12 protein-coding genes are annotated in these 10387 nt (G+C 54.4%); 2 read left to right on the top strand and 10 right to left on the bottom strand.

Features of this window, described 5'->3' with window-relative positions:
• Window positions 1-27: 27 nt before the first annotated feature.
• A complete protein-coding gene (gene alaE, locus FDX01_RS01300; protein WP_096756011.1) occupies window positions 28-477 on the bottom strand; it encodes an L-alanine exporter AlaE in 450 nt (149 codons plus the stop codon).
• A gap of 488 nt (window positions 478-965) precedes the next feature.
• On the opposite strand from alaE, the gene stpA reads away from it, so the two are divergent.
• Window positions 966-1367, top strand: a complete 402-nt coding sequence (gene stpA / locus FDX01_RS01295; RefSeq protein ID WP_115257656.1) for a DNA-binding protein StpA — start codon at window positions 966-968, stop codon at window positions 1365-1367.
• A gap of 35 nt (window positions 1368-1402) precedes the next feature.
• On the opposite strand, the gene FDX01_RS01290 is transcribed toward stpA, so the two are convergent.
• The 3 genes from FDX01_RS01290 to FDX01_RS01280 all read right to left on the bottom strand — a co-directional run bounded on the left by FDX01_RS01290 (window position 1403) and on the right by FDX01_RS01280 (window position 2499).
• Window positions 1403-1582, bottom strand: coding sequence for a hypothetical protein (locus FDX01_RS01290; protein ID WP_115257657.1), 180 nt, complete (start codon window positions 1580-1582; stop codon window positions 1403-1405).
• 80 nt (window positions 1583-1662) lie between these two features.
• Complete coding sequence (locus tag FDX01_RS01285) at window positions 1663-2190, bottom strand: rhodanese family protein (protein ID WP_137399103.1); 528 nt, start codon at window positions 2188-2190, stop codon at window positions 1663-1665.
• A 9-nt stretch (window positions 2191-2199) separates the two neighbouring features.
• A complete protein-coding gene (locus tag FDX01_RS01280; protein WP_115257659.1) occupies window positions 2200-2499 on the bottom strand; it encodes a metalloregulator ArsR/SmtB family transcription factor in 300 nt (99 codons plus the stop codon).
• A gap of 184 nt (window positions 2500-2683) precedes the next feature.
• On the opposite strand from FDX01_RS01280, the gene FDX01_RS01275 reads away from it, so the two are divergent.
• On the top strand, window positions 2684-2842 hold the full coding sequence (locus FDX01_RS01275) for a YqaE/Pmp3 family membrane protein (protein ID WP_015585265.1): 159 nt from the start codon (window positions 2684-2686) through the stop codon (window positions 2840-2842).
• Here FDX01_RS01275 and csiR read toward each other — a convergent pair.
• The 6 genes from csiR to glaH all read right to left on the bottom strand — a co-directional run bounded on the left by csiR (window position 2839) and on the right by glaH (window position 10167).
• Window positions 2839-3531: a DNA-binding transcriptional regulator CsiR gene (gene csiR / locus FDX01_RS01270; RefSeq protein WP_096756016.1), complete on the bottom strand. Its 693-nt coding sequence runs from the start codon at window positions 3529-3531 to the stop codon at window positions 2839-2841. The genes FDX01_RS01275 and csiR overlap by 4 nt on opposite strands.
• A 45-nt stretch (window positions 3532-3576) precedes the next feature.
• Window positions 3577-4977 carry a GABA permease gene (gene gabP / locus FDX01_RS01265; protein WP_096756017.1) on the bottom strand — a complete coding sequence of 467 codons (1401 nt, stop codon included), beginning with the start codon at window positions 4975-4977 and terminating at the stop codon, window positions 3577-3579.
• A gap of 144 nt (window positions 4978-5121) precedes the next feature.
• Window positions 5122-6405, bottom strand: coding sequence for a 4-aminobutyrate--2-oxoglutarate transaminase (gene gabT / locus FDX01_RS01260; RefSeq protein ID WP_117343199.1), 1284 nt, complete (start codon window positions 6403-6405; stop codon window positions 5122-5124).
• Between the two features lie 24 nt (window positions 6406-6429).
• Window positions 6430-7878 (bottom strand): NADP-dependent succinate-semialdehyde dehydrogenase, encoded by a 1449-nt coding sequence (gabD, locus tag FDX01_RS01255; protein WP_096756019.1) that lies wholly within the window; start codon window positions 7876-7878, stop codon window positions 6430-6432.
• Between the two features lie 23 nt (window positions 7879-7901).
• A complete protein-coding gene (gene lhgO, locus FDX01_RS01250; RefSeq protein ID WP_137399102.1) occupies window positions 7902-9170 on the bottom strand; it encodes an L-2-hydroxyglutarate oxidase in 1269 nt (422 codons plus the stop codon).
• 19 nt (window positions 9171-9189) lie between these two features.
• Window positions 9190-10167: a glutarate dioxygenase GlaH gene (gene glaH / locus FDX01_RS01245; protein WP_137362624.1), complete on the bottom strand. Its 978-nt coding sequence runs from the start codon at window positions 10165-10167 to the stop codon at window positions 9190-9192.
• Between the last annotated feature and the right edge of the window lie 220 nt (window positions 10168-10387).

The raw sequence follows: 10387 nt of genomic DNA, 5'->3' as shown, positions 1-10387 counted from the left end.
CTGGCGGGGCCAGTCGCGAAGAGACGTTTAGGCTTTCGCCTGATGATAGCTGCTGACTTTAAACAGGCGGCGGCAATAATCAAGGAAGTAGCCGTACACTGCACCCATCAACATTGAAACCACGATGTTGGAACTGACGGCCGCCGTGATCTGGTGCCAGTCTGCGCCAACCGTGAGCAGAATGACCACATACACCGGTGACTGGAAGGTCACGTATGCCAGCACATCCGCCAGATTTTTTGCCCATCCCGCCGGTGTGGCTTTACGCGCTGCACGCATAAACAGATCGCGGTACATACCGTAAGGCCAGGCGATCAGAATGTTGACAGGAATCGCCACCAGTCGGGAAGAGAGCGACTGCTCAAAGGTCATTCCGGAAAGGAATACTTCAATCAACATGTTCACGACAGAACAGTAAACAACCATCGCGAACGTGTCTGCTACAGCATGACGCAAGCGTGACTGCGGAGAGAACATGTTAATGCTCCTTGTAAGAAGAGGTAAAAAGGTATCGTATACCTTGTTGCTAGTGATTTGTTTTGCTGCTTTCGCGTTTCAATAGGATATCTGCCTGCATAATAACTATCAACTAGCTTAAAATTTTTATTTATTGTCTTTTTTTCGATAAAATGCTCTGCAATGGTCTGTTTTTTGTTCGTTTTGGCATTTTCGTTGTCATGTTGATTAAATGTCTTTCAAATCATTATGTTATATTGATTTGTTTTTCTGGTTTTTTTACGAACTTTTCTAGATGTTTTTGAATATTACGCCGACATATTTATTTTTATTATCGGGTCATTACAAAATTGCATTGCAGGATGCCCCTGCGATGGGGTGATAAATATTAAGGTAACGTTTTGATTAATAGCTCGAGATCGACAGGGGCTGGAAATAGAATAATCAATCGAATATAATTTTTGCTGTAATACCATTTTTGCTTTATGCGTTAAAGAGGTTTTATTAATATGAGTTCAATGTTAAAAAACTTAAATAATATCCGCTCGCTGCGTGCAATGGCTCGTGAATTTCCGGTCGATGTACTGGAAGATATGCTGGAAAAATTCAGGGTGGTCACCAAAGAACGACGTGACGAGGAAGAACAGTTACAGCGCCAGCGTGCAGAACAGCAGGAAAAAATTAATACGCTGCTGGCGCTGATGAAAGCAGATGGGATTGAGCCAGAAGAGTTGCTAAGCATGACGACGGTGACGTCGCGAGCAGTTAAAAAACGTCAGCCGCGCCCGGCAAAATATCGTTTTACCGATCTCAATGGTGAAGTGAAAACCTGGACTGGACAAGGCCGCACGCCAAAACCTATTGCGCAGGCGCTGGCTGCTGGTAAATCACTCGATGATTTTTTGATCTAATTAGCAAGGCGGTGAGAGTGTCTCACCGCTTATTTTCAGCAAACGCCAAAATCGCCGTCTTCGCTATATCGGGTGACATCTGCTGCTTTCAGGGTGAATTTTTCACCGCTTTCATTACTGGCCTGCACGGCCACAATCTGCTCGTCATTCACTTCAACAACTTTCAATTTTGGTCCGCCCATACGCGGTTGAACCAGATCGCCGGGTTTAAACATACTGTCCTCCGTTCTTGATGGCAAAACCCACCATAGATCAGGGCCATCGGCGGGTACAGCGCTGTTTCACCGATTACCGCTTAATGAGTACGCCGATTCCAGGGCATTTTATCCAGCAGCCGCGCCATGCCGCAGAAGCCGGTAACGCCTGCCAGGATAAGCCCCGCGCCGACAAAGCCGCTGAGCAGAAAGAAGGTGCTGCCAACGGCGTAACCGAGAACCACGCCGAGTAAGATAAGACTGCCTGCGGCAATCTGCACCTGGCGCATCAGCGGTAACGGCTGTGATTTATCTTCTACGACCGGCAAACCTGCTGCCTTCCAGCCGTCGATTCCCCCCTCAAGCAGCCAGCACTGGGCTGGTGCAGCAATTGCACTCAGTTTTGTGGCCGCATTTTGTGTGCGCTTACCCGACTGGCAGTGAAAAATAATGCGATCAGCGCGTAAGTTATCCGGCAATAACCCCTGGTCGAGCGCGGACAACGGTGCCAGATGCGCCTGCGGAATATGTTCGCGCAGATACTCATCGGCATCACGAATATCAATCAGTTTGGCTCCTTGCGCTAACAGCGTCTGCGCCTCGCGCGGGGAAATCGTCCCAATGGTCATGTTGGCTCCTTACGGGCAATACAGTGTTTTTAATGTGGCGATGAGGGAATTCACCGCCGCATTTTTGATGAAGTAGAGAATGCGCTGAGCATCACGTTGGCGGTCTATTAATCCTTCTTCGCGCATCCGCGCCAGATGCTGGGAGGTGGCAGAGGGGCTGAGTCCGGTGATCCGTGCGAGCTCACCCGCGCTGGTCCCCGGCGACCCGCAAAGCATGCACAAAATCAGCAGCCGCTTCGGGTTGCTCATTGCTTTTAGCAAGCCGGCGGCCTGTTCAGCGCTGGCCTGGAGTTGTTCGAGTTCAGTCATATTTATTTAAGTAATTGCTAAATTAAGCATAGTCTAAAATAAAGAGACAGCTTACGCCAGCGTCAAGAGCGTAAAGGAGGGTAAAACAGCAGGGCGAGACGGGTGGAGTTAGCTACACTGATTATTCTTAGAGATAAAATCTCTTTCTAAACAATGATTAATTTTTTGCTTGTAGGGAGTGTGTATGGGTTTCTGGAGAATAGTTTTAACGATCATTTTACCTCCGCTTGGCGTGCTGCTGGGCAAAGGTTTTGGCTGGGCGTTTATCCTCAATATTGTGCTGACGCTGCTGGGCTATATCCCAGGTCTGATCCACGCTTTCTGGGTACAGACCCGCGATTAAACTTTTTCTGCCAGCAGTTTGCCGGACATCGCCTGCTGAATAATCGGAATCGGCGTCAGCAGGTGCTGGCGCATTAATTCACTGGCGCGTACGGCATCGCGCGCCAGAATTGCGTCGGTCAGCGTCTGATGCTGATCGTGTTTATCTTCCAGCATTTCCACCGACAGCACCGTTTTACGCAGCCAGATAAACCGGTAGCGCGCCGCCAGAGAGAACAGCCGTTCACGCATTTGCAGCAGATACTGCGACCCACAGCCGGCAACAATCGCCGTATGAAACGCCTGATGGCGCTGATCCCATTCATCCAGCATCTCTTCGCTGGCATCAACGGCTTCCAGTTTGCTGAGCATATGCGCGCGCGCCAGAATTTCCGCTTCCCAGGCGTCGTCGCCGCGTTCGATAGCCAGACTGACCAGCATGGCTTCCATATTGGCGCGGGCGTCAAAAATATCCAGCAGCTCCTGCTCAGACATTGACGCCACACGATACCCTTTCTGATTGACCACCGTGACCAGTCGCTCCGCCACTAGTTGCGAAAGCGCCTCGCGCAACGGTCCTACGCCGAGTTCATAGCGTGACGTCAGCAGACTCATTCGCAATTTTTCATCGGGCTGAAACACCCCGCGGATAATGTCGTTCTTGAGCCAGCGGTATCCATCAATGGCCGTCGGTTGGGAAATGGCGGTCATGGTCTTACTCCTGAAAAGGTGTCCCGGCCTGCGCCGGGAACAGGTTTAGCGCGTACTGTGCAACGGTGCTTTTTGCCACGATAGCAGTTTTTTCCAGCGCGCCATAATCGGCACGGTGCAAATGATCGCGATGGCGAGCAGCCCGGTTGAGATGACTTCCAGCTGTTGTGCCGGACGAAACAGCATCGCTACCAGTACAAAGCCAATAAAACCGATCACCAGCCACGTCAGCCACGGATAGAGCCACATTTTCATCTTGATATCTGCACCTTCCGCCAGCAGGATTTTGCGCATCCGCAGCTGGGAAACAGCAATGACCAGATAGACCAGCAGCGCGATGGCACCAGAGCTGTCGATGAGAAATTTAAACACTTTTGCCGGTGCGTAATAATTCACGATCACGGTGAGAAACGCCGCCCCGGTAGAGAGTAGCACGGCGACATAAGGCGTTTTGCTGCGGTTGAGTTTACCCATAAAAGCCGGGGCATCACCGCGACGGCTCAGGGAATACAGCATACGGGAAGAAGTATACAGCGCTGAGTTCAGACAGCTGGTGACTGACAGCAAAATGACACAGTCCATGATCAGCTTAGCGTGCGGGATATGCAGTAACTCCAGCACCGAGCGGTAAGAGCCCACCTCTTTCAGCCCCGGCATGTTCCAGGGGATTAGCGCGACCACCACAAAAATGGAACACAGATAGAAAATGGAGATACGCCAGATGACTGAGTTCGTGGCGCGCACGATGTGTTTATCTGGCGTGTCGGACTCGGCGGCAGCAATGGTGACAATTTCTGCGCCCATAAAAGAGAACATGGTGATCAGCATCGCGCTCAGCACTGCGCCAAAACCGTTGGGCATAAAACCGCCCTGATCCCATAGCCTTGATACTCCGCTGACCTCGGCGTAGGGATAAAACCCACTAATCGCCGCCGCCCCGAGGGCAATAAATGCCAGGATGGCAATCACTTTGCACAGTGCCAGCCAGAACTCAAACTCGCCGTAATTTTTGACGCTCAGCAAATTACTGCCGGTTAACGCCAGCGTGATAACCAGGGAAAATAACCAGATGGGCACGCCCGGGATCCAGGAATGCAGAATGATGGCGGCAATGTTGGCTTCCAGCGGAATAACCAGCACCCAGAACCACCAGTACAGCCAGCCAATGGTATACCCAGCCCACGGGCCGATGGCCTTATCGGCATAGGTGGAAAACGATCCGGTATCCGGCGTGGCGACGGCCATTTCGGCCAGCATGCGCATAATCATCACCACCAGTAACCCGGCGAACAGATAGGCCAGTAGCACCGCGGGACCGGCTTCTGCAATCGCTACGCTTGAACCGACAAACAGGCTGGCGCCGATAACCCCGGCAATAGACAACATGGTGACGTGGCGTGATTTCAGCCCGCCCCCTAAATCATGTGATTGTGACACTTGCCCCATCTTTTAACCTCGTTATTGTTATTGACGTCGCTTCCTGCACCTTACCCGTAGGCCCGGTAAGCGGAGCGCTACCGGGCATCACAATATTGCCGGAGGCGGCGCATGCGCTTTATCCGGCCTACAATCCCCGCTCAGATACGGGGTTTAGCCTTGCTTCGCCTCGGCAAAACACTCGGCGATGATGTCCAGCCCCTGGCGGATTTGCCCGTCTTCAATGGTCAGTGGAACGAGGATGCGCAGCACGTTGTAGTACGGTCCGCAGGAGAGCAGGATCAGCCCTTTATCACGGGCGCGGGCGACAATTTCGGCGGTCAATTTCGCATTAGGCTTATGGCGATCGCCGTCTTCGAACAGTTCAATCGCAATCATCGCCCCCAGGCCACGTACGTCACCAATCTCACGGTGGGTTTCGGCAATCGCCAGCAGGCCGTTGCGCAGGGTGTTGCCGAGGTCATTGGCTTTTTGCAGCAGATTTTCCTGCTCGAAGATGTTCAGCACCGCCAGCGCGGCGGCACAGGCAATCGGGTTCCCGGCATAGGTGCCGCCCAGACCGCCCGGTGGGATCGCGTCCATCACCTCGGCGCGTCCGGTTACGCCCGCCAGCGGGAAGCCGCCGGCAATTGATTTGGCGAACGTGGTGATATCCGGCGCGACGCCCATTTGTTCCATCGCGAACAGCGTGCCGGTACGGCCCGCGCCGCTCTGGACTTCATCGGCAATCAGCATGATCCCATGCTCGTCACAAATGGCGCGCAGGCGCTGCATAAAGGCAGGGGAGGCGGCATAGAAACCGCCTTCGCCCTGGATAGGTTCAATGACGATGGCGGCAATGTCTTCCGGTGCGGCATCGTTTTTGAAGATGCGGTGGATACTGGCGATGGCATCGTCTTCGCTGATGTCATGCAGCGCACAAGGATACAGGGCGCGATAAACATGGCCCGGCATCAGCCCCATACCGGCAGAGTAAGGGTTTACCTTTCCGGTCAGCGACAGGGTGTAGTGGGTTCGGCCATGGTAAGCGCCGCTAAAGGCAATAGTACCGCTGCGTTTAGTGGCGGCGCGGGCAATTTTTACCGCGTTCTCCACCGCTTCGGAGCCGGTGGTCACCAGCAGGGTTTTCTTGGCGAAATCGCCCGGCACCTTTTGGTTCATGATTTCACACAGTTCGAGGTACGGCTCGTAGGCCAGTACCTGGAAGCAGGTATGCGACAGCTTTTTCAACTGCGCTTCTACCGCAGAGACAATCTGTGGGTGCAGGTGGCCGGTGTTCAGCACCGCGATGCCGCCAGCAAAATCAAGGAATTCACGCCCTTCAACGTCCCAGACCCGGCAGTTTTCTGCACGTTCGGCAAAAATCGGGTGGATCTGTCCTACGCCACGTGGAACTGCGTTGCTACGACGTTGCATGAGTTCTTTATTGGTGCTCATCAGGTGTTCTCCAGTATTGTTTTATTAAAGTCCGATACACATGTATTTGATTTCTAAATAGTCTTCGATGCCGTATTTCGATCCTTCACGGCCAAGACCGGAGGCTTTGATGCCACCAAAGGGAGCGACTTCGTTGGAGATAATGCCGGTGTTAATGCCGACAATGCCGTACTCCAGCGCTTCACCGACGCGGAAGACGCGGCTCAAATCACGGGCGTAGAAATAGGCGGCAAGGCCGAACTCGGTATCGTTGGCCTGCGCGATGACGTCAGCTTCGTCTTTAAAGCGGAACAGCGGTGCCAGCGGGCCGAACGTCTCTTCTTTGGCAACTTTGGCATGGTTGGGCACGTCGACCAGGATGGTTGGCTGGAAGAAATTACCGCCCAGCGCGTGAGCCTTACCGCCGCTGATAATCCGGGCGCCTTTATCCAGTGCGTCGGCAATGTGTTCCTCTACTTTGGCGACTGCCTTTTCATCGATCAGCGGTCCGGTGGTGACGTCAGGTTGCAGGCCGTCGCCAAGGTGCAGCTTGCTTACGGCTTGCTGAAGTTTTTCGGCAAAGCGCTCATACACGCCATCCTGGACGTACAGACGGTTGGCGCAGACGCAGGTCTGCCCGGCATTGCGGAACTTCGAGGCCAGCGCGCCTTCGACCGCTTTGTCGAGATCGGCATCGTCAAAAACGATAAACGGCGCGTTGCCGCCCAGCTCCAGCGACACTTTTTTGATGTCTTTGGCACACTGCTGCATGAGCTGACGACCAATTTCAGTGGAGCCGGTAAACGACAGCTTGCGCACCAGAGGGTTGCTGGTGAGCTCGTTGCCGACCGCGCCCGCCGAACCGGTGACCACGCTGAAGACGCCTGCTGGGATCCCGGCGCGGTTAGCCAGTTCTGCCAGCGCCAGCGCGGAGAACGGCGTCTGGCTGGCGGGTTTAAGCACCATGGTGCAGCCTGCGGCCAGCGCCGGACCAGCTTTGCGGGTGATCATTGCCGACGGGAAGTTCCACGGCGTAATTGCGGCGGTGACACCAATGGGCTGCTTAATGACGATCAGGCGTTTATCGGCCTGATGGCCGGGAATGGTGTCGCCATAAATGCGTTTACCTTCCTCGGCAAACCATTCAATAAAGGAGGCGGCATAGGTAATTTCGCCTTTGGCTTCCGCCAGCGGCTTACCTTGTTCGAGGGTCATCAAACGGGCGAGATCGTCCTGGTGCTCAATCATCAGGTTGAACCAGCGGCGCAGAATCGTCGCCCGCTCTTTGGCGGTTAGCGCACGCCAGGCAGGCAGCGCACGGTTAGCTGCCTCAATGGCTTCACGGGTTTCATCCGCGCCCATTTTCGGTACGCTACCCAACTGCTGACCGTTGGCGGGATTGGTCACCGCGATAGTTTCGCCGCCGTTGGCGTCGCGCCAGTGGCCGTCAATCAGCGCCTGCTGGCGAAATAAGGTGGGATCGTTAAGTTGCATAATAGCGTCCTGTCGTAAAAGGGTTAACGGGTAAAGGCGGCGTGTAATGTCTCCACGCTACGTGCCGCACGCAGCGTGCGTCCGGGATTGCTCTGGTTTTCCAGTAGCGCATGAACTTTGCTGACGATATGCGCCCCGATGGGGAGGGCCGACGTCGCCGCCGGAGAAGGCGCGTTGCAGGTGTGAATCGAACGCGGCGTGGTGACAAACAGGAAGTCGTCAATCAGTTTGCCATCCGGCGATACCGCCTGTGCCCGCACGCCCGCAGGCCAGGGCTGCAGGTCTTTTAGCGTCAGGCTCGGGCAGTATTTTTGTACCCGGCGCAGGTAGCCGCTTTTGCACAGCGAGTTTTTCATCTCGCTTAAGCCGGAACGTAAATTGTTTTGCAGCACCCGACGGATGCCGGAAGAGCCGAGGATTTCCAGCGTGTCACTCAACGAAATATCACGTTTACGATAGCCTTCACGCTTAAACGCCAGCACCGCGTTGGGGCCGACCGTGACGCTGCCGTCAATCATGCGGGTGAGATGTACGCCGAGAAACGGCATTGCCGGATCGGGGATCGGGTAGATCAGGTGGTTGACGATGTGGTTATGTTCCGGCGCCAGACGGAAGTATTCCCCGCGAAACGGACAGATGATAAAGCCCGGCTCAACGCCGAGCATTTTCACCAGTCGGTCAGCCATCAACCCGGAGCAGCTAATCAGCGTAGCACCCTCATACTCCAGGCCCTGGCGGGTGTGTACGATAACGCCCGCAGCGTGTTCTTTCAGGCCGCTGACTTCGGCGTTGTAAACAATCTCGCCGCCTTTGGCCTGGAAAATTCTCGCCATCGCGGCAGTGACGTCGCGGTAGCTGACGATCCCGCTTGATGGCACAAAAATCCCGCCCAGCCCGGTGATGTTAGGCTCGCGCTCGTGCAGTTCTTCGGCATTGAGCCATTCGCGCTCAAGACCGTTGGCGGCGGTGCGATCCCACAGGGCGCGCATACGCTCCATTTCAAGCGTTGAGGTAGCGACCAGCATCTTTCCACAGACGTCATAGCGGATGCCGTTTTGATCGCAAAAGGCTTTGGTGGCGAGATTGCCGGCCAGACAAAACTTCGCCTTCAGGCTGCCGGGGGTGTAATAGACCCCGGCATGGATCACTCCGCTGTTGTGGCCCGTCTGATGACAGGCTGGACCGGACTCTTTTTCCAGAAGAGCAATTCTGGCGTCCGGGTAGACATCAATCAGCTGCATGGCGGTCGACATGCCGATAATGCCGCCGCCAATAATCACAAAATCATACATCCGCTTAATTCCTTCGCGCTTACTGATGCGTCTGGTAGTGGTTTGTAGCGTAGGCAAAGTAACCACGCTGGCGCATCAGTTCGCGGCGCAGGTCCGGATGCGACGTGAAGCGATCGCGCCCGTGCAGCCAGAACAGGTTGTTGATCAGCAGGAATTTACCGACCGAAACCGGAACGGACAGGATGCTTTTGCTGGTCTCCAGCGCATCGGAGAGCGCGCTTAGCCAGACACCCTCTTCATAATCTTTTGGCTGGACGAACTGGTCGATGTAGCGCATTACCGGGCGACCCTGCTGGTCGACGTCAAACACCGGATGAAACACGTCCTGGCTGACGTTTTTGCTTGGCGGCGCGGCAAAACGCATTGGGCGGCGGGCCAGCGGATGGGTGAAGTAGTTCTCCAGATGTTCCCAGTCGTCGAGGTGCAGCAGCAGCGAATTGCCGCCGGCCATGTTCTGCTCGTCGATTTTCATCATCAGCACGTAGTCGGTGATTTCTTCGAGGTAGGTGCCGTCGTTATGCAGCTCCATTACGCGGTGTGGCTGGCGCAGGTAGCTGTCGGAGTTATCGACGTTTTTCACCACGAAACGCGCGTAGTACTGACCGCTCATCGCATCAAAGTTGGAGCGGCCGATCAGATGCGCCACTGCCGTTGCCAGTTTGACCATCTCCTCTGCCTGCGCCACGTCATCGACACCTTCCGCGTTGATCAGCAATGCACCTTCGGCGCGATCCAGCAGCGTTTTTAGCAGCAACGGTTGCAGCTGATTGCCGCACAAGTCGTCGAGGATGTTTGCCACTTTGAAGCGCAGGAAGGATTTGTATTCCAGCGCCTGCACCGGCCATTGCGCCACGGCCTGCAGAAATTGCTCAGCGGTTTGGGCAGAAAACGTCAGCTCCAGCAGGCGTGGTGACTGGGCTGACGGTTTCAGCGTGAAGCCACGGTAGTGCTGGGCTGGATCTTCAGCGTTCGGTTGTACGGCAGTCAGTGCGTTCATCAGAATCGATCCTCTCAGTAGATTGTCAGGGAGACATGGCGCTGCTCGTTTCGTAGCCATAAATTAAAAATATCTACATTTTTGGAAAACGCGCACAGAATGAACTTGTTTGTTTATTATTTGTGATCAAAAGCAACAAATATTTAACATTATAAAAGGTGAGGGTAATTACGCGGAGTGGGAGGGAATACGGAGAAGGATCTTTTAAAACAGAGGGTTA

Source organism: Citrobacter sp. wls613, from assembly GCF_005281195.1.
Taxonomy (GTDB): Bacteria; Pseudomonadota; Gammaproteobacteria; order Enterobacterales; family Enterobacteriaceae; genus Citrobacter; species Citrobacter gillenii.
This window is presented reverse-complemented; position numbering and strand designations above follow the sequence as displayed.

Excerpts from the sequence above, each read along its gene's own strand:
- alaE (WP_096756011.1), bottom strand. The coding sequence starts at position 477 with ATGTTCTCTCCGCAGTCACGCTTGCGTCATGCTGTAGCAGACACGTTC.
- stpA (WP_115257656.1), top strand. The coding sequence starts at position 966 with ATGAGTTCAATGTTAAAAAACTTAAATAATATCCGCTCGCTGCGTGCA.
- FDX01_RS01290 (WP_115257657.1), bottom strand. The coding sequence starts at position 1,582 with ATGTTTAAACCCGGCGATCTGGTTCAACCGCGTATGGGCGGACCAAAA.
- FDX01_RS01285 (WP_137399103.1), bottom strand. The coding sequence starts at position 2,190 with ATGACCATTGGGACGATTTCCCCGCGCGAGGCGCAGACGCTGTTAGCG.
- FDX01_RS01280 (WP_115257659.1), bottom strand. The coding sequence starts at position 2,499 with ATGACTGAACTCGAACAACTCCAGGCCAGCGCTGAACAGGCCGCCGGC.
- FDX01_RS01275 (WP_015585265.1), top strand. The coding sequence starts at position 2,684 with ATGGGTTTCTGGAGAATAGTTTTAACGATCATTTTACCTCCGCTTGGC.
- csiR (WP_096756016.1), bottom strand. The coding sequence starts at position 3,531 with ATGACCGCCATTTCCCAACCGACGGCCATTGATGGATACCGCTGGCTC.
- gabP (WP_096756017.1), bottom strand. The coding sequence starts at position 4,977 with ATGGGGCAAGTGTCACAATCACATGATTTAGGGGGCGGGCTGAAATCA.
- gabT (WP_117343199.1), bottom strand. The coding sequence starts at position 6,405 with ATGAGCACCAATAAAGAACTCATGCAACGTCGTAGCAACGCAGTTCCA.
- gabD (WP_096756019.1), bottom strand. The coding sequence starts at position 7,878 with ATGCAACTTAACGATCCCACCTTATTTCGCCAGCAGGCGCTGATTGAC.
- lhgO (WP_137399102.1), bottom strand. The coding sequence starts at position 9,170 with ATGTATGATTTTGTGATTATTGGCGGCGGCATTATCGGCATGTCGACC.
- glaH (WP_137362624.1), bottom strand. The coding sequence starts at position 10,167 with ATGAACGCACTGACTGCCGTACAACCGAACGCTGAAGATCCAGCCCAG.